The organism is Streptomyces sp. NPDC017676, from assembly GCF_044329325.1.
Taxonomy (GTDB): Bacteria; Actinomycetota; Actinomycetes; order Streptomycetales; family Streptomycetaceae; genus Streptomyces.
The window spans coordinates 116,104-133,461 of record NZ_JBIRJA010000005.1 but is presented as its reverse complement, the minus strand read 5'-3'; the positions used below and the strand labels follow the sequence as shown (position 1 = coordinate 133,461).

The following is a 17,358-nucleotide window of genomic DNA, read 5'->3' as shown; positions in this document are numbered from 1 at the left end:
GCCGTCGCCGTACGCGAGGACGCGCGTACGCCGGGCAGTACCGGGCGCGAGCACTGAGGAGCACCGTTGAGCAGGCTGCGTTGGCTGACCGCGGGGGAGTCCCACGGTCCCGCACTTGTCGCGACGCTGGAGGGTCTTCCCGCCGGCGTGCCGATCACCACGGAGATGGTGGCGGACCACCTGGCGCGGCGGCGGCTCGGCTATGGCCGCGGTGCGCGGATGAAGTTCGAGCGGGACGAGGTCACGTTCCTCGGCGGCGTCCGGCACGGGCTGACCCTGGGCTCCCCGGTGGCGATCATGGTCGGGAACACCGAGTGGCCGAAGTGGGAGCAGGTCATGGCGGCCGACCCGGTCGACCCCGAGGTGCTGGCGGGCCTGGCCCGCAACGCGCCGCTGACCCGTCCCCGCCCCGGCCACGCCGACCTGGCGGGCATGCAGAAGTACGGCTTCGACGAGGCCCGCCCGATCCTGGAGCGCGCCTCGGCCCGTGAGACGGCGGCCCGGGTGGCGCTGGGCGCGGTCGCCCGGTCGTACCTGAAGGAGACGACCGGCATCGAGATCGTCTCCCACGTCGTCGAGCTGTGCTCCGTGAAGGCCCCGCAGGGCGTGTACCCCACTGCGGCCGACGTCGAGAAGCTGGACGCCGACCCGCTGCGCTGCCTCGACGCGGACACCTCGAAGGCGATGGTCGCCGAGGTCGACCAGGCCCACAAGGACGGCGACACCCTGGGCGGCGTGGTCGAGGTGCTGGCCTACGACGTCCCGGTCGGCCTCGGCTCGCACGTGCACTGGGACCGAAAGCTGGACGCCCGCCTCGCCGGCGCGCTCATGGGCATCCAGGCGATCAAGGGCGTCGAGATCGGCGACGGCTTCGAGCTGGCCCGCGTGCCCGGCTCCCAGGCCCACGACGAGATCGTGTCCACGCCGGAGGGCATCCGGCGCGTCTCCGGCCGCTCGGGCGGCACCGAGGGCGGCCTCAGCACGGGTGAGCTGCTGCGGGTGCGCGCCGCGATGAAGCCGATCGCCACCGTGCCGCGCGCGCTCAGGACGGTGGACGTCACCACCGGTGAGCCCGCCCAGGCCCACCACCAGCGCTCCGACGTCTCCGCCGTCCCGGCGGCCGGCATCGTCGCCGAGGCCATGGTGGCGCTCGTCCTCGCGGACGCGGTCGCCGAGAAGTTCGGCGGTGACTCCGTTGCGGAGACCCGGCGCAACGTCCGGTCGTACCTCGACAACCTGGCGATCCGGTGAGCGGCACACCGGCGGTCGTCCTGGTCGGGCCGATGGGTGTGGGCAAGTCCACCGTCGGCCGGCTGCTCGCCGACCGCCTCGGCGTCGGCTACCGGGACACCGACGAGGACATCGTGGCGGCCGAGGGCCGCACCATCGCCGAGATCTTCGTGGACGAGGGCGAGGCCGCCTTCCGCGCCCTGGAGAAGGCCGCCGTGCGGGCCGCGCTCGCCGAGCACCGGGGCGTCGTCGCGCTGGGCGGCGGGGCGGTCCTGGACCCGGACACGCGCGCGCTGCTGGCCGGGCAGCGGGTGCTCTACCTCTCGATGGAGGTCGAGGAGGCCGTCAAGCGCACCGGTCTGAACGTGGCCCGCCCGCTGCTCGCGGTCAACCCGCGCAAGCAGTGGCGGGAGTTGATGGAGGCGCGCCGGCACCTGTACGAGGAGGTCGCCACCGCCGTCGTCGCGACGGACGGACGCACTCCGGAAGAGGTCGCGCAGGCGGCGCTGGACGCACTGGAGTTGAAGCAGGTATGAGCGAGGCAGTCACCCGGATCCAGGTCGCCGGCACCGCGGGCACCGACCCCTACGAGGTGCTGGTGGGCCGGCAGCTCCTGGGCGAGCTGGCCGGGCTCATCGGGGCGAAGGCCAAGCGGGTCGCCGTGATCCACCCGGAGGCGCTGGCCGACACGGGGGAGGCGCTGCGCGCCGACCTGGCCGGGCAGGGCTACGAGGCCGTGGCGATCCAGGTGCCCAACGCGGAGGAGGCCAAGACCGCCGAGGTCGCCGCCTACTGCTGGAAGGCACTGGGCCAGTGCGGCTTCACCCGCACCGACGTCCTCGTCGGTGTCGGCGGCGGCGCCACCACCGACCTGGCCGGGTTCGTCGCCGCGACCTGGCTGCGTGGGGTGCGCTGGATCGCCATCCCCACGACCGTGCTGGCCATGGTCGACGCGGCGGTCGGCGGCAAGACCGGCATCAACACCGCCGAGGGCAAGAACCTGGTCGGCGCCTTCCACCCGCCGGCCGGTGTCCTGTGCGACCTGGCCGCGCTGGACTCCCTCCCGGTGCACGACTACGTCTCCGGACTGGCCGAGATCATCAAGGCGGGGTTCATCGCCGACCCGGTGATCCTGGACCTGATCGAGGCCGACCCGGAGGCCGCCCGCACCCCGGCGGGCCCGCACACGGCCGAGCTGATCGAGCGGTCGATCCGGGTCAAGGCCGACGTCGTCTCCTCGGACCTGAAGGAATCCGGCCGGCGGGAGATCCTCAACTACGGCCACACGCTCGGCCACGCCATCGAGAAGAACGAGCGGTACAAGTGGCGGCACGGGGCCGCGGTCGCGGTCGGCATGCACTTCGCCGCCGAACTCGGCCGCCTCGCGGGCCGTCTGGACGACGCGACGGCCGACCGCCACCGCAGCATCCTCGAATCCGTCGGCCTGCCGCTGCACTACCGCTACGACCAGTGGCCCAAGCTGCTGGAGGCGATGAAGGTCGACAAGAAGTCCCGCGGCGACCTGCTGCGCTTCATCGTCCTGGACGGCCTGGCCAAGCCGACCGTCCTGGAAGGGCCGGACCCGGCCGTCCTCCTCGCCGCCTACGGCGAGGTCGGCCAGTAGGCCCCGGACCGCTCCCCGCGTCCGGTTTCCTTCGCCCGCCGGGCACTTCGGACCGCCCCCGGCCGTTTCACCGAACGACGGCCGGGGACGGTACCGTTCGGTGGCAAGCGGGGCACGCCCCCGCTGCCAGCGCCAGATGTGTGTACGAGACGGAGTGGCAACGGATGCAGCACGCAGTGGGGTCTCCGCTGCCGCCGCCCCACCAGCCGGGGCAGGGCCCGCACGCCGGCTGGGTGTCGGCCGCACACCACCCGGGCCCGCACCCGGGAGTCTCCCAGGGGCCCGCCCCCGTCCCCCCGCCGCCGGGCTTCCCGGCTCCGCCCGGACCGGTGCCGCCGGCCCCACAGCAGCCCCCGGCCCCCTCCGGCCAGGTGCCGCCGCCCCCGCCGCCGCGGCACACCGGCGGACCGCAGACCCCCGACAGCACCGGACACGTCCCGCTGCCACCCGGCGGTCCGGTCGGCGCCCCCGCGACCCCGCCCGCCGCGGCCGCGGCACCGGACCCGACGGCGACCACCCTCGCCGTCCTCCTCATCGGCCCCGCCGGTGCGGGCAAGACCAGCGTCGCCAAGTACTGGGCGGACCACCGCCGGGTCCCCACGGCCCACATCAGCCTGGACGACGTCCGCGAATGGGTCCGCTCGGGCTTCGCCGACCCGCAGTCCGGCTGGAACGACAACTCGGAGGCCCAGTACCGCCTGGCCCGTCGCACCTGCGGCTTCGCCGCGCGCAATTTCCTGGCCAACGGCATCTCCTGCATCCTGGACGACGCCGTCTTCCCGGACCGCCCGGTCGTCGGCCTCGGCGGCTGGAAGCGGCATGTGGGTCCCGGTCTGCTTCCGGTGGTCCTGCTCCCGGGCCTCGACGTCGTCCTGGAGCGCAACGCCGAACGCAGCGGCAACCGCCGCCTCACGGACGAGGAGGTGGCCCGCATCCACGGCCGCATGGCCGGCTGGTACGGCTCGGGCCTCCCGATCATCGACAACTCCCAGCTGGACGTCCAGGGCACGGCCCGCGTGCTGGACGAGGTCCTGGCCAGGGCGATAGCGAGTCCTCCGAGCTGGTGAGCGGGGAGTGCCCGCAGCACACCACCGCACCACCCCCGACCTGCTCCGCAGCCCCACTCGGCCCCCGCCGATCGGCATAATCCGGACAAACCTCCTACGCTCATCTCATGTCAGAGGTGTACGCGAACCGCCGATCCCGGCTGAGGGAACACTTCAACGCGGCCGGCACCGCGGCAGCGCTCGTCACCCGCCCGGCCAATGTCCGCTACCTCGCCGCCGCGGCCCCGCAGGGCGCCGTGCTGCTGATCGGCAGGGGCGAGGACGTCCTGGTGTGCGCCGGTCCGCCGGACGACCGCCCCCACGAAGGCCAGCCGGACGAGAACCTGCGCCTGCACGTCCTCCCGGCGAACGAGGGCGACGCCGCCGTCGCCGCGGCCGGCCTCGCCGCCGACCAGGGCGCCGACTCCCTGGCGGTCGAGGAACACCACCTCACCGTCACCCGGCACCGGGCCGTCGCCTCCGTCGCCCCGAAGCTCCGCCTCATCGACCTCGGCGGGGCCGTGGAGCAGCTCAGGGTCGTCAAGGACGAGGAGGAGATCTCCTGTCTGCGCATCGGCGCCGAGATCGCCGACCAGGCCCTCGGTGAGCTGCTGGAGTCCATCCTGGTCGGCCGTACCGAACGGCACCTCGCGCTGGAGCTGGAGCGGCGCCTGGTCGACCACGGCGCCGACGGCCCGGCCTTCCCCACCTCCGTGGCCACCGGACCGCACGCCGGCCGCCGCGGCCACCGCCCCACCGACCGGCGGGTGGAGGAGGGCGACTTCCTCTCGGTCTGCCTCGGCGCCACCTACCGCGGCTACCGATGCGAGATCGGCCGCACCTTCGTCATCGGCACCTCACCCGCCGACTGGCAGATCGAGCTGTACGACCTGGTCTTCGCCGCCCAGCGGGCCGGACGCGAGTTCCTGGCACCCGGCGCCGCCTACCGCGACGTGGACCGCGCAGCACGCCAGGTACTGGACTCCGCGGGCTACGCGGAGGCCCTGCCACCGCTGACCGGACACGGTGTCGGACTCGAAATCGACGAGGACCCGCAGTTGGCGCCCGCGGCCATGGGTAAACTGGACGCTTGCGTGCCGGTCACCGTCGAACCGGGGGTCCACCTTCCGGGCCGGGGCGGTGTCCGGATCGATGACACGCTCGTCGTACGCCCCGAGGCGGACGGCGGACCCGAGCTACTCACCATCACGACCAAGGAGCTGCTCGCCCTCTAGGCAGGTGCGTGCGCCGGGGTCGTACGTCAGTCCAGGAGATTCCGCAACCGTGGCTTCCACGAACGACCTCAAGAACGGCATGGTGCTCAAGCTCGAAGGCGGCCAGCTCTGGTCCGTCGTCGAGTTCCAGCACGTCAAGCCCGGCAAGGGCCCCGCCTTCGTGCGCACCAAGCTCAAGAACGTGCTCTCCGGCAAGGTCGTCGACAAGACCTTCAACGCCGGTGTCAAGGTCGAGACGGCCACTGTCGACAAGCGCGACATGCAGTTCTCGTACATGGACGGCGAGTACTTCGTCTTCATGGACATGGAGACCTACGACCAGCTGCACATCGACCGGAAGGCCGTCGGCGACGCCGCGAACTTCCTGGTCGAGGGCTTCACCGCCACCGTCGCGCAGCACGAGGGCGAGGTCCTCTTCGTCGAGCTGCCCGCCGCCGTCGAGCTCACCATCCAGGAGACCGAGCCGGGCGTCCAGGGCGACCGCTCCACCGGTGGCACCAAGCCCGCCACCCTGGAGACCGGCCACCAGATCCAGGTTCCGCTCTTCATCACCACCGGTGAGAAGATCAAGGTCGACACCCGCACCAGCGACTACCTCGGCCGGGTGAACAGCTAACCGTGGCTGCCCGCAACACGGCCCGCAAGCGCGCCTTCCAGATCCTCTTCGAGGGCGACCAGCGCGGCGCCGACGTCCTGACCGTCCTCGCGGACTGGATCCGGCTCTCCCGGTCCGACACCCGGCAGCCCCCGGTCAGCGAGTACACGATGCAGCTGGTCGAGGGCTACGCGGAGCACGCGAAGCGGATCGACGAGCTGATCGCCCAGTACGCGGTGGGCTGGACGCTCGACCGGATGCCGGTCGTGGACCGCAACATCCTGCGGCTGGGCGCGTACGAGCTGATCTGGGTCGACGAGACCCCGGACGCCGTCGTCCTGGACGAGATGGTGCAGCTGGCCAAGGAGTTCTCGACCGACGAGTCGCCGTCGTTCGTCAACGGGCTGCTGGGCCGCCTGAAGGAGCTCAAGCCGTCCCTGCGCCGGGACGAGGCGTAACCGCCCGACAGCCATCGCCGGAGGGCCCGCAGCGCGCCTGTGCTGCGGGCCCTCCGGCGTGTGTGGTACCGCCGCTGAAACGCCGCCGGGGGGGGGGGGGGCCCCCGGGGGGGGGCCCCCCCCCCCCCCGCGGGGGGGGGGGGGGGGCGGGGGGGGGGGGGGGCGGGCCGGGGGGGGGGCACACTGTGCACCCCCCCCCCCCTGGCCCCCACCCCCCCCCCCCCCCGGGGGGGGGGGGCCCCCCCCCGCCCCCCCCCCCCCCCCCCCGGGCGCCACGTTTCTGCTGAGGCGTACGAGGGTGGTTACGCCTCTTCGTGCGTGGCCACCGCGCGGCGCGCGTCCGCGTCCAGGACGCCCCAGCTGATCAGCTGCTCGGTGAGGACCGAGGGGGACTGGTCGTAGATGACGGCGAGTGTGCGCAGGTCGTCCTGGCGGATGGAGAGCACCTTGCCGTTGTAGTCACCGCGCTGGGACTGGATCGTCGCCGCGTAGCGCTGCAGGGGGCCCGCCTTCTCGGCCGGCACGGTGGCCAGCCGCTCCAGGTCCAGGACCAGCTTCGGCGGCGGCTCGGCGGCGCCGCCCGGCGTGGTGCCCGGCAGGAGCTCCTGCACCGGAACGCCATAGAAATCGGCCAGCTCGGCCAGGCGCTGCACGGTCACGGCACGGTCGCCGCGCTCGTAGGAACCGACCACCACGGCCTTCCAGCGACCCTGGGACTTCTCCTCGACACCGTGGAGGGAAAGGCCCTGCTGGGTGCGGATGGCCCGGAGCTTGGCCCCGAGCTGTTTGGCGTATTCGCTGGACATATAGCTCCCCGGACACTGTGTCGACGCGGCCGGCTGCTTTCCCGCCGCGCGGCTGGTAACTCACTGTGAGGTTACGCAGCGTGACTCTGGTGCGTCAAGCCGAATGGTCCACACCGACTCTTCCGTGGTAGTGGCGACCGATTAGGCCAAGCGGGTGACAGGGGGGTGGACGGGGCCGGTCAGGTGACCTGCTACGGTGGATGGCGCAATTCCGACGTCCTTTAAGGTCCGTCCCGTGAGGCGGAGAAGGAGGTCCGTTTCGTATGGACAAGCACGTCACGCCTGCGCATCCGCAAGCGTCCGATGCGCGGCCCGTTCTTGAGGGCCCCGACATCGCACGGGTGCTCACCCGTATCGCCCACGAGATCGTCGAGCGCGCCAAGGGCGCCGACGACGTGGTGCTCCTCGGCATCCCGACCCGCGGCGTCTTCCTCGCCCAGCGGCTCGCCGCCAAGCTGGAGCAGATCACCGACCGCGCGGTCCCGGTCGGCTCGCTCGACATCACCATGTACCGCGACGACCTGCGCATGCATCCACCGCGCGCGCTGGCGCGCACCGAGATCCCCGGCGACGGCATCGACGGCCGGCTGGTCGTCCTCGTCGACGACGTGCTCTTCTCCGGGCGCACGATCCGCGCCGCCCTCGACGCCCTGAACGACATCGGGCGCCCGCGCGCGGTGCAGCTCGCGGTCCTGGTCGACCGCGGCCACCGCGAACTGCCCATCCGTGCCGACTACGTCGGCAAGAACCTCCCCACGTCGCTGCGGGAGACGGTCAAGGTCCAGCTCGCCGAGGAGGACGGTCGCGACACCGTGCTGCTCGGTGTGAAGCCGGCCGCTCAGTAGCAAGCCGGGCGCACGGCCGCTCCGGTGTGCCGTGCACACGCGCCCGCCTGCCCGAAATCTCCCGAATGAACTGCCTTACGGAGCCTGACAGATGCAGCGTCATCTCATCTCGGCCGCCGACCTCACCCGCGACGACGCCGTCCACATCCTCGACACCGCCGAGGAGATGGCCCGGGTCGCGGACCGGCCCATCAAGAAGCTGCCGACCCTGCGCGGCCGGACGATCGTCAACCTCTTCTTCGAGGACTCCACGCGTACGCGCATCTCCTTCGAGGCCGCCGAGAAGCGCCTGTCCGCGGACGTCATCAACTTCTCCGCCAAGGGCTCCTCGGTGTCCAAGGGCGAGTCCCTGAAGGACACCGCGCAGACCCTGGAGGCCATGGGCGTCGACGCCGTGGTCATCCGGCACGGCGCCTCCGGAGCCCCGTACCGCCTGGCCAACTCCGGCTGGATCGACGCGGCCGTCATCAACGCCGGCGACGGCACCCACCAGCACCCCACCCAGGCCCTGCTGGACGCCTTCACCATGCGCCGCCGGCTCATCGGCCGCGACGCCGGGCTCGGCCAGGACCTGTCCGGCAAGCGGATCACCGTCGTCGGCGACGTCCTGCACAGCCGGGTCGCCCGCTCCAACGTCGACCTGCTGCACACCCTCGGCGCCGAGGTCACCCTGGTCGCCCCGCCCACCCTGGTGCCGGTCGGCGTCGACTCCTGGCCGTGCGCGGTCTCGTACGACCTCGACAGCACGCTGCCCAAGTCCGACGCCGTGATGATGCTCCGCGTCCAGCGCGAGCGCATGAACGCCGCCTTCTTCCCGACCGAGCGCGAGTACTCACGGCGCTACGGCCTCGACGGCGACCGCATGGCCAAGCTGCCCGAGCACGCCATCGTGATGCACCCCGGTCCGATGGTGCGCGGCATGGAGATCACCGCCGAGGTCGCCGACTCCGACCGCTGCACCGCCGTCGAGCAGGTCGCCAACGGCGTCTCCATCCGGATGGCCGTCCTGTACCTGCTGCTCGGCGGAAACGAGCCTGCCGTCACCCACTCTCGTACCGAGGAGAAGTAAGACACATGAGCAAGATCCTGATCCGTGGTGCGAAGGTGCTCGGCGGCGCGCCGCAGGACGTGCTGATCGACGGCGAGACCATCGCCGAGGTCGGAACCGGGCTGTCCGCCGAGGGCGCCGAGGTGGTCGAGGCCGCCGGCAAGGTGCTGCTGCCGGGCCTGGTCGACCTGCACACCCACCTGCGCGAGCCGGGCCGTGAGGACTCCGAGACCGTCCTCACCGGCACCCGCGCGGCGGCGAGCGGCGGCTACACGGCCGTCTTCGCCATGGCCAACACCTTCCCGGTCGCCGACACCGCCGGTGTGGTGGAGCAGGTCTGGCGGCTCGGTCAGGAGCACGGCTACTGCGACGTCCAGCCCATCGGCGCGGTCACCGTCGGCCTGGACGGCAAGAAGCTCGCCGAACTCGGCGCCATGCACGACTCCGCCGCCGGCGTCACCGTCTTCTCCGACGACGGCAAGTGCGTGGACGACGCCGTGATCATGCGCCGCGCGCTGGAGTACGTGAAGGCCTTCGGCGGTGTCGTCGCCCAGCACGCGCAGGAGCCGCGGCTCACCGAGGGCGCCCAGATGAACGAGGGCGTCGTCTCCGCCGAGCTGGGCCTGGGCGGCTGGCCGGCCGTCGCCGAGGAGTCGATCATCGCCCGCGACGTGCTCCTCGCCGACCACGTCGGCTCCCGCGTCCACATCTGCCACCTGTCGACCGCCGGCTCCGTCGAGATCGTCCGCTGGGCCAAGTCCCGCGGCATCCAGGTCACCGCCGAGGTCACCCCGCACCACCTGCTCCTCACCGACGAGCTGGTGCGCACCTACAACCCCGTCTACAAGGTCAACCCGCCGCTGCGCACCGAGCGCGACGTGCTGGCCCTGCGCGAGGCGCTCGCCGACGGCACGATCGACATCGTCGCCACCGACCACGCCCCGCACCCGCACGAGGACAAGGACTGCGAGTGGGCCGCCGCCGCCATGGGCATGGTCGGCCTGGAGACCGCGTTGTCAGTGGTCCAGGAGACCATGGTCGACACGGGCCTGCTGGACTGGGCCGGCGTCGCCGACCGCATGTCCTTCAAGCCCGCGCGGATCGGACAGGCCACCGGCCACGGCCGTCCCGTCTCGGCTGGTGAGCCCGCCAACCTCACCCTGGTCGACACGGAATACCGTGGCCAGGTGGACCCCGCGGGCTTCGCCTCGCGCAGCCGCAACACCCCCTACCAGGGGCGCGAGCTGCCGGGCCGTGTGACGCACACGTGGCTGCGGGGCAAGGCCACGCTCGTCGACGGGAAGCTCACGTGACACCTGTAATCCTGCTGGCCGAGGCGAAGAAGTCGGCCGAGGTCACCGACTGGGGGGCCCGCATCGGCTGGCTCGTCGGACTGGCCCTGTTCATCGCGCTGGTCTACTGGCTGATGCGCGAGGGCTGGAAGTGGCGCGGCACCCTCCAGGGCGACCTGCCCGAGCTGCCTGCCGCGCCGGAGGAGACCGGTCCCGCCAGACTGAGCATGAACGGCCGCTACCACGGCTCCACCACCGCCGGGCAGTGGCTGGACCGCATCGTCGCCCACGGCCTGGGCACCCGCAGCCGGGCCGAGCTCACCCTGACCGACGCGGGCCTGGAGGTCGAGCGCCCCGGCGCGACCGACTTCTTCGTCCCCGCCGCCGCCCTGCGCGGAGCCCGGCTGGACAAGGGCATCGCCGGCAAGGTCCTCACCGAGGGCGGACTGCTGGTGGTGACCTGGGCGCTCGGCGACAAACTGATCGACTCGGGCTTCCGCTCCGACCACGCGGCCGAGCACACCGAGTGGGTCGACACCCTGAACCAGATGATCAACGACACGGAAGGCGCACGATGACGACCTCCACCAGGGGAGCCGCGAAGGCTCCCGCCGTACTCGTCCTGGAGGACGGCCGCACCTTCCGCGGCCGCGCCTACGGGGCCGTGGGGGAGACCTTCGGCGAGGCCGTGTTCTCCACCGGCATGACCGGCTACCAGGAGACCCTCACCGACCCGTCGTACGACCGCCAGATCGTCGTCGCGACCGCTCCCCAGATCGGCAACACCGGCTGGAACGACGAGGACGACGAGTCCGGCCGCATCTGGGTCTCCGGCTACGTCGTGCGCGACCCCGCGCGCGTGCCGTCCAACTGGCGGGCCAAGCGCTCCCTGGACGACGAGCTGGAGCGGCAGGGCGTCGTCGGCATCTCCGGCATCGACACCCGGGCCCTCACCCGCCACCTGCGCGAGCGCGGCTCCATGCGCGCCGGCATCTTCTCCGGCGAGGCGATCGCCCCGGAGGCGGAGCTGCTGGAGCGCGTGCAGGCCCAGCCGCACATGAAGGGCGCGAGCCTCTACGAGGAGGTCGCGACCCAGGAGGCGTACGTCGTCCCGGCGGTCGGCGAGAAGCGGTTCACGGTCGCCGCGATCGACCTCGGCATCAAGGGCATGACCCCGCACCGCATGGCCGAGCGCGGCATCGAGGTGCACGTCCTGCCCGCCACCGCCACGGCCGACGACGTCTACGCCGTCGAACCGGATGGTGTGTTCTTCTCCAACGGTCCCGGCGACCCCGCCACCGCCGACGGCCCGGTCGCGCTGATGACCGCCGTCCTGGAGCGCAAGACCCCCCTGTTCGGCATCTGCTTCGGCAACCAGATCCTCGGCCGCGCCCTCGGCTTCGGCACCTACAAGCTGAAGTACGGCCACCGGGGCATCAACCAGCCGGTCCAGGACCGTACGACCGGCAAGGTCGAGGTCACCGCGCACAACCACGGCTTCGCCGTGGACGCGCCGCTCGACAAGGTCAGCGAGACGAAGTTCGGCCGTGCCGAGGTCTCGCACGTCTGCCTGAACGACGACGTCGTGGAGGGGCTCCAGCTGCTCGACCAGCCCGCCTTCTCCGTCCAGTACCACCCCGAAGCGGCAGCCGGCCCGCACGACGCCGCCTACCTCTTCGACCGCTTCGTCTCCCTGATGGAGGGCCAGCGTGCCTAAGCGCACCGATATCCAGTCCGTCCTGGTCATCGGCTCCGGCCCGATCGTCATCGGCCAGGCCGCAGAGTTCGACTACTCCGGCACCCAGGCCTGCCGTGTGCTCAAGGCCGAGGGGCTGCGTGTCGTCCTCGTCAACTCCAACCCGGCGACGATCATGACCGACCCGGAGATCGCCGACGCCACCTACGTCGAGCCGATCACCCCCGAGTTCGTCGAGAAGATCATCGCCAAGGAGCGCCCCGACGCCCTGCTGCCCACCCTGGGCGGCCAGACGGCCCTGAACACCGCCATCTCGCTGCACGAGAACGGTGTCCTGGAGAAGTACGGCGTGGAGCTGATCGGCGCCAAGCCCGAGGCGATCCACAAGGGCGAGGACCGCGACCTGTTCAAGGACGTCGTGGAGGAGGTCCGCAAGAAGATCGGGCACGGCGAGTCCGCCCGCTCGGTCATCTGCCACTCCATGGACGACGTCCTCAAGGGCGTCGAGACCCTCGGCGGCTACCCGGTCGTCGTCCGCCCGTCCTTCACCATGGGCGGCGCCGGCTCCGGCTTCGCGCACGACGAGGAGGAGCTGCGCCGCATCGCCGGCCAGGGCCTCACGCTCTCCCCGACCACCGAGGTGCTCCTGGAGGAGTCCATCCTCGGCTGGAAGGAGTACGAGCTGGAACTGATGCGCGACAAGAACGACAACGTCGTGGTCGTCTGCTCCATCGAGAACTTCGACCCGATGGGCGTGCACACCGGCGACTCGATCACCGTCGCCCCGGCCATGACCCTGACCGACCGCGAGTACCAGGTGCTGCGCGACGTCGGCATCGCCATCATCCGCGAGGTCGGCGTGGACACCGGCGGCTGCAACATCCAGTTCGCGGTGAACCCCGAGGACGGTCGTGTGATCGTCATCGAGATGAACCCGCGCGTGTCGCGGTCCTCCGCGCTCGCCTCCAAGGCGACCGGCTTCCCGATCGCCAAGATCGCCGCCAAGCTGGCCGTCGGCTACACCCTGGATGAGATCCCGAACGACATCACGCAGGAGACCCCGGCCTCCTTCGAGCCCACGCTCGACTACGTGGTCGTCAAGGCCCCGCGGTTCGCCTTCGAGAAGTTCCCGCAGGCCGACTCCACGCTGACCACCACCATGAAGTCGGTCGGCGAGGCCATGGCCATCGGCCGCAACTTCCCCGAGGCCTTCCAGAAGGCGCTGCGCTCCCTGGAGAAGAAGGGCAGCCAGTTCACCTTCACCGGCGAGCCCGGCGACAAGGAGGCCCTGCTGCGCGAGGCCGTACGGCCCACCGACGGCCGGATCAACACGGTCATGCAGGCCATCCGCGCGGGCGCCACCCCGGAGGAGGTCTTCGAGTACACGAAGATCGACCCCTGGTTCGTGGACCAGCTCTTCCTGATCAAGGAGATCGCGGACGAGCTGGCCGAGGCCCCGGAGCTGACCCGCGACCTGCTCGCCGAGGCCAAGCGGCACGGCTTCTCCGACCAGCAGGTCGCCGAGATCCGCGGTCTGCGCGAGGACGTCGTCCGCGAGGTCCGGCACGCCCTCGGCCTCCGCCCGGTCTACAAGACGGTCGACACCTGCGCCGCCGAGTTCGCCGCCAAGACGCCGTACTTCTACTCCTCCTACGACGAGGAGACCGAGGTCGCGCCCCGCGAGAAGCCCGCCGTGATCATCCTGGGCTCCGGACCCAACCGCATCGGCCAGGGCATCGAGTTCGACTACTCCTGCGTCCACGCCTCCTTCGCGCTGTCCGACGCCGGGTACGAGACCGTGATGGTCAACTGCAACCCGGAGACCGTCTCCACGGACTACGACACCTCCGACCGCCTGTACTTCGAGCCGCTGACGCTTGAGGACGTGCTGGAGATCGTCCACGCGGAGCAGCAGGCCGGCCCGATCGCGGGCGTCATCGTCCAGCTCGGCGGCCAGACCCCGCTGGGCCTCTCGCAGGCCCTGAAGGACAACGGCGTGCCGATCGTCGGCACCTCCCCGGAGGCCATCCACGCCGCCGAGGACCGGGGTGCCTTCGGCCGGGTCCTCGCGGAAGCGGGCCTGCCGGCGCCCAAGCACGGCACGGCCACCACCTTCGCCGAGGCCAAGGCCATCGCCGACGAGATCGGCTACCCGGTCCTGGTCCGGCCGTCGTACGTGCTCGGCGGACGCGGCATGGAGATCGTCTACGACGAGACCCGCCTCGCCTCCTACATCGCCGAGTCGACCGAGATCAGCCCCTCCCGGCCGGTCCTCGTCGACCGCTTCCTGGACGACGCCATCGAGATCGACGTCGACGCCCTCTACGACGGCGAGGAGCTGTACCTCGGCGGCGTCATGGAGCACATCGAGGAGGCCGGCATCCACTCCGGCGACTCGGCGTGCGCCCTGCCCCCGATCACCCTCGGCGGCTTCGACATCAAGCGGCTGCGGGCCTCCACCGAGGCCATCGCCAAGGGTGTCGGCGTGCGCGGCCTGATCAACATCCAGTTCGCGATGGCCGGCGACATCCTCTACGTCCTGGAGGCCAACCCGCGTGCCTCCCGCACGGTCCCCTTCACCTCGAAGGCGACCGCGGTGCCGCTGGCGAAGGCCGCCGCCCGGATCTCCCTGGGCGCGACCATCGCCGAGCTGCGCGCCGAGGGCCTGCTGCCGAAGAACGGTGACGGCGGCGAGCTGCCGCTGGACGCTCCGATCTCCGTCAAGGAGGCCGTCATGCCGTGGTCGCGGTTCCGCGACATCCACGGCCGCGGCGTCGACACCGTCCTCGGTCCGGAGATGCGCTCCACCGGCGAGGTCATGGGCATCGACTCGGTCTTCGGCACGGCGTACGCCAAGTCGCAGGCGGGTGCCTACGGCCCGCTGCCCACCAAGGGCCGCGCGTTCATCTCGGTCGCCAACCGCGACAAGCGCTCGATGATCTTCCCGGCGCGCGAGCTGGTCGCACACGGCTTCGAGCTGCTCGCGACCTCCGGCACCGCCGAGGTCCTCAAGCGCAACGGCATCAACGCCACCGTCGTGCGCAAGCAGTCCGAGGGCACCGGCCCGAACGGCGAGCGGACCATCGTCCAGCTCATCCACGACGGCGAGGTCGACCTCATCGTCAACACCCCGTACGGCACCGGTGGCCGCCTCGACGGCTACGACATCCGTACGGCGGCCGTGGCGCGGTCCGTGCCGTGCCTGACGACCGTCCAGGCGCTCGCGGCGGCCGTCCAGGGCATCGACGCCCTCAACCACGGTGACGTGGGCGTCCGCTCGCTCCAGGAGCACGCGGAACACCTGACCGCGGCACGCGACTAGCGCTCCGCGAAGAGGCCGACACCACACTGCGGGCCGGCTGTGGCCGGTCGCGCAGTTCCCCGCGCCCCTTCGGGGGCGCGGGCCCCTAGCCGCCGACGAGGGGGGACTCCGGAAACGGTGTCCCCCCTCCGTGTGAGGACACCTCCATGTATCACCTCTTCTTCCGTCTGGTCTTCCGCCGGATGGACCCGGAGCGGGCCCACCACCTGGCCTTCCGCTGGATCCGCCTCGCCGTCCGCGTCCCGGTGCTGCGCACCTTCGTCGCAGCCGCCCTCGCGCCCCGCCACAAGGAGCTGCGCACGGAGGCGTTCGGGCTGCGCATGCACGGCCCGTTCGGCCTCGCGGCCGGGTTCGACAAGAACGCGGTGGCCATCGACGGGATGTCGATGCTGGGCTTCGACCACGTCGAGATCGGCACGGTGACGGGGGAGCCGCAGCCCGGCAACCCCAGGAAGCGGCTGTTCCGCCTCGTCGCGGACCGCGCGCTGATCAACCGCATGGGCTTCAACAACGACGGCTCCCTGGCCGTGGCGGCCCGCCTGGCCACCCGTGAGCCGGTCTTCAAGACGGTGGTCGGCGTCAACATCGGCAAGACCAAGGTCGTCCCGGAGGCGGAGGCCGTCGCCGACTACGTGAAGTCCGCCGAGCGCCTCGCGCCGTACGCCGACTACCTGGTCGTCAACGTCTCCTCGCCGAACACCCCCGGTCTGCGCGACCTCCAGGCGGTGGACCACCTGCGTCCGCTGCTCACCGCCGTGCGCGAGGCCGCCGACCGGACGGTCGCGAACCGGCGCGTCCCGCTGCTGGTGAAGATCGCCCCCGACCTCGCCGACGAGGACGTCGACGCGGTCGCCGACCTCGCTGTGGAACTGGGCCTGGACGGCATCATCGCCACCAACACCACCATCGCGCGCGAGGGCCTCGGCCTGCGCTCCTCCGCCGCGCTGGTCAAGGAGACCGGCGGCCTGTCCGGCGCCCCGCTCAAGGAGCGCTCCCTGGAGGTCCTGCGCCGCCTGTACGGGCGCGTGGGCGACCGGATCACCCTGGTGGGCGTCGGCGGCATCGAGACCGCCGAGGACGCCTGGCAGCGCATCCTGGCCGGTGCCACGCTGGTCCAGGGCTACAGCGCCTTCGTCTACGAGGGCCCCTTCTGGTGCCGCGCGATCCACAAGGGCCTCGCCGCCCGCCTGCGCACCAGCCCGTACGCCACCCTCGCCGACGCGGTCGGCGCCGACGTGAGGAAGCCCGCATGAGCCCCTTGGAGCCCTTCGGCGCCCGGCTGCGCCGCGCCATGGACGAGCGGGGCCCGCTGTGCGTCGGCATCGACCCGCACGCCTCGCTGCTCGCCGAGTGGGGCCTGGACGACGACGTCGCCGGCCTGGAGCGGTTCAGCCGCACGGTCGTCGAGGCCCTGGCCGACCGGGTGGCCGTCCTGAAGCCGCAGAGCGCCTTCTTCGAGCGGTTCGGCTCGCGCGGTCTCGCCGTCCTGGAGAAGTCGGTCCAGGAGGCGCGCGCGGCCGGCGCCCTGGTCGTGCTGGACGCCAAGCGCGGCGACATCGGCTCGACCATGGCCGCCTACGCCGAGGCGTTCCTCCGCCCGGACGCCCCGCTCTTCTCCGACGCCCTGACCGTCTCGCCGTACCTCGGCTACGGCTCGCTGAGCCCGGCCGTCGCGCTCGCCCGGGAGAGCGGGGCCGGCCTGTTCGTGCTGGCGCTGACCTCGAACCCGGAGGGCGGCGAGGTGCAGCACGCGGTCCGCGCCGACGGCCGGACCGTCGGGGCGACCATGCTGGCCCACCTGGCGGCCGAGAACGCGGGGGAGGAGCCGCTGGGCTCCTTCGGCGCGGTCGTCGGCGCCACGCTCGGCGACCTGTCCTCGTACGACCTCGCCATGGGCGGCCCGCTCCTCGCGCCGGGCATCGGTGCCCAGGGCGCGACCCCGGCCGATCTTCCCCGGGTCTTCGGGGCGGCCGTCCGCAACGTCGTGCCCAACGTCAGCCGGGGTGTTCTGCGTCACGGTCCCGACGTCAGCGCGCTGCGCGGGGCGGCCGAGCGGTTCGCGGAGGAGATCCGGGCGGCCGTCGCGGGCGCCTGAACCCCGGCCGCCCGCTCGGCTGAGCGGGATCACGCCGACTTGAGGGTGAATACATCCTCAAATCAG

16 protein-coding genes are annotated in these 17,358 nt (G+C 71.9%); 15 read left to right on the top strand and 1 reads right to left on the bottom strand.

The features are described from left to right. The first annotated feature begins 66 nt into the window (after positions 1-66). The 7 genes from aroC (at position 67) to nusB (ending at position 6,188) form a co-directional block, all read left to right on the top strand. A complete protein-coding gene (gene aroC, locus ACH4LD_RS12780; protein ID WP_398055882.1) occupies positions 67-1,251 on the top strand; it encodes a chorismate synthase in 1,185 nt (394 codons plus the stop codon). 32 nt (positions 1,252-1,283) lie between these two features. Next, positions 1,284-1,766, top strand: coding sequence for a shikimate kinase (locus ACH4LD_RS12775; protein WP_103816420.1), 483 nt, complete (start codon positions 1,284-1,286; stop codon positions 1,764-1,766). Further along, positions 1,763-2,854 carry a 3-dehydroquinate synthase gene (gene aroB, locus ACH4LD_RS12770; protein ID WP_398055883.1) on the top strand — a complete coding sequence of 364 codons (1,092 nt, stop codon included), beginning with the start codon at positions 1,763-1,765 and terminating at the stop codon, positions 2,852-2,854. Before ACH4LD_RS12775 ends, aroB begins: the two co-directional genes overlap by 4 nt. Positions 2,855-3,018: 164 nt before the next feature. Then, positions 3,019-3,921 (top strand): Pro-rich N-terminal domain-containing protein, encoded by a 903-nt coding sequence (locus tag ACH4LD_RS12765; protein ID WP_398055884.1) that lies wholly within the window; start codon positions 3,019-3,021, stop codon positions 3,919-3,921. Between the two features lie 107 nt (positions 3,922-4,028). Continuing rightward, positions 4,029-5,135: an aminopeptidase P family protein gene (locus ACH4LD_RS12760; protein ID WP_398055885.1), complete on the top strand. Its 1,107-nt coding sequence runs from the start codon at positions 4,029-4,031 to the stop codon at positions 5,133-5,135. Between the two features lie 49 nt (positions 5,136-5,184). Further along, positions 5,185-5,751, top strand: a complete 567-nt coding sequence (gene efp, locus ACH4LD_RS12755; RefSeq protein ID WP_030644726.1) for an elongation factor P — start codon at positions 5,185-5,187, stop codon at positions 5,749-5,751. 2 nt (positions 5,752-5,753) lie between these two features. Then, on the top strand, positions 5,754-6,188 hold the full coding sequence (gene nusB / locus ACH4LD_RS12750) for a transcription antitermination factor NusB (RefSeq protein ID WP_014671525.1): 435 nt from the start codon (positions 5,754-5,756) through the stop codon (positions 6,186-6,188). 302 nt (positions 6,189-6,490) lie between these two features. Here the strand turns inward: nusB and bldD are convergent, their stop codons facing one another. Beyond that, on the bottom strand, positions 6,491-6,994 hold the full coding sequence (gene bldD, locus ACH4LD_RS12745; RefSeq protein WP_014671524.1) for a transcriptional regulator BldD: 504 nt from the start codon (positions 6,992-6,994) through the stop codon (positions 6,491-6,493). A 263-nt stretch (positions 6,995-7,257) separates the two neighbouring features. Here bldD and pyrR point away from each other — a divergent pair, with 263 nt between their 5' ends. The 8 genes from pyrR (at position 7,258) to pyrF (ending at position 17,292) form a co-directional block, all read left to right on the top strand. Then, entirely contained in the window at positions 7,258-7,839 is a 582-nt protein-coding gene (pyrR, locus tag ACH4LD_RS12740; protein WP_132786579.1) for a bifunctional pyr operon transcriptional regulator/uracil phosphoribosyltransferase PyrR, read from the top strand. A gap of 91 nt (positions 7,840-7,930) precedes the next feature. Further along, positions 7,931-8,908: an aspartate carbamoyltransferase catalytic subunit gene (locus ACH4LD_RS12735; RefSeq protein WP_103816407.1), complete on the top strand. Its 978-nt coding sequence runs from the start codon at positions 7,931-7,933 to the stop codon at positions 8,906-8,908. A gap of 5 nt (positions 8,909-8,913) precedes the next feature. Then, positions 8,914-10,200: a dihydroorotase gene (locus ACH4LD_RS12730; RefSeq protein WP_398055886.1), complete on the top strand. Its 1,287-nt coding sequence runs from the start codon at positions 8,914-8,916 to the stop codon at positions 10,198-10,200. After that, positions 10,197-10,757: a hypothetical protein gene (locus ACH4LD_RS12725; RefSeq protein ID WP_398055887.1), complete on the top strand. Its 561-nt coding sequence runs from the start codon at positions 10,197-10,199 to the stop codon at positions 10,755-10,757. The genes ACH4LD_RS12730 and ACH4LD_RS12725 overlap by 4 nt, the downstream gene beginning before the upstream one ends. Next, entirely contained in the window at positions 10,754-11,896 is a 1,143-nt protein-coding gene (gene carA / locus ACH4LD_RS12720) for a glutamine-hydrolyzing carbamoyl-phosphate synthase small subunit (RefSeq protein WP_398055888.1), read from the top strand. The genes ACH4LD_RS12725 and carA overlap by 4 nt, the downstream gene beginning before the upstream one ends. After that, a complete protein-coding gene (gene carB, locus ACH4LD_RS12715; protein WP_398055889.1) occupies positions 11,889-15,197 on the top strand; it encodes a carbamoyl-phosphate synthase large subunit in 3,309 nt (1,102 codons plus the stop codon). The genes carA and carB overlap by 8 nt, the downstream gene beginning before the upstream one ends. A 146-nt stretch (positions 15,198-15,343) precedes the next feature. Further along, on the top strand, positions 15,344-16,450 hold the full coding sequence (locus ACH4LD_RS12710) for a quinone-dependent dihydroorotate dehydrogenase (protein ID WP_398055890.1): 1,107 nt from the start codon (positions 15,344-15,346) through the stop codon (positions 16,448-16,450). Continuing rightward, positions 16,447-17,292 (top strand): orotidine-5'-phosphate decarboxylase, encoded by an 846-nt coding sequence (gene pyrF, locus ACH4LD_RS12705; protein ID WP_398055891.1) that lies wholly within the window; start codon positions 16,447-16,449, stop codon positions 17,290-17,292. The genes ACH4LD_RS12710 and pyrF overlap by 4 nt, the downstream gene beginning before the upstream one ends. Positions 17,293-17,358: the final 66 nt, after the last annotated feature.

Coding starts and splice junctions, on each gene's coding strand:
- ACH4LD_RS12775 (WP_103816420.1), top strand. CDS start 1,284: ATGGGTGTGGGCAAGTCCACCGTCGGCCGGCTGCTCGCCGACCGCCTC.
- aroB (WP_398055883.1), top strand. CDS start 1,763: ATGAGCGAGGCAGTCACCCGGATCCAGGTCGCCGGCACCGCGGGCACC.
- ACH4LD_RS12765 (WP_398055884.1), top strand. CDS start 3,019: ATGCAGCACGCAGTGGGGTCTCCGCTGCCGCCGCCCCACCAGCCGGGG.
- ACH4LD_RS12760 (WP_398055885.1), top strand. CDS start 4,029: ATGTCAGAGGTGTACGCGAACCGCCGATCCCGGCTGAGGGAACACTTC.
- bldD (WP_014671524.1), bottom strand. CDS start 6,994: ATGTCCAGCGAATACGCCAAACAGCTCGGGGCCAAGCTCCGGGCCATC.
- pyrR (WP_132786579.1), top strand. CDS start 7,258: ATGGACAAGCACGTCACGCCTGCGCATCCGCAAGCGTCCGATGCGCGG.
- ACH4LD_RS12735 (WP_103816407.1), top strand. CDS start 7,931: ATGCAGCGTCATCTCATCTCGGCCGCCGACCTCACCCGCGACGACGCC.
- ACH4LD_RS12730 (WP_398055886.1), top strand. CDS start 8,914: ATGAGCAAGATCCTGATCCGTGGTGCGAAGGTGCTCGGCGGCGCGCCG.
- carA (WP_398055888.1), top strand. CDS start 10,754: ATGACGACCTCCACCAGGGGAGCCGCGAAGGCTCCCGCCGTACTCGTC.
- ACH4LD_RS12710 (WP_398055890.1), top strand. CDS start 15,344: ATGTATCACCTCTTCTTCCGTCTGGTCTTCCGCCGGATGGACCCGGAG.
- pyrF (WP_398055891.1), top strand. CDS start 16,447: ATGAGCCCCTTGGAGCCCTTCGGCGCCCGGCTGCGCCGCGCCATGGAC.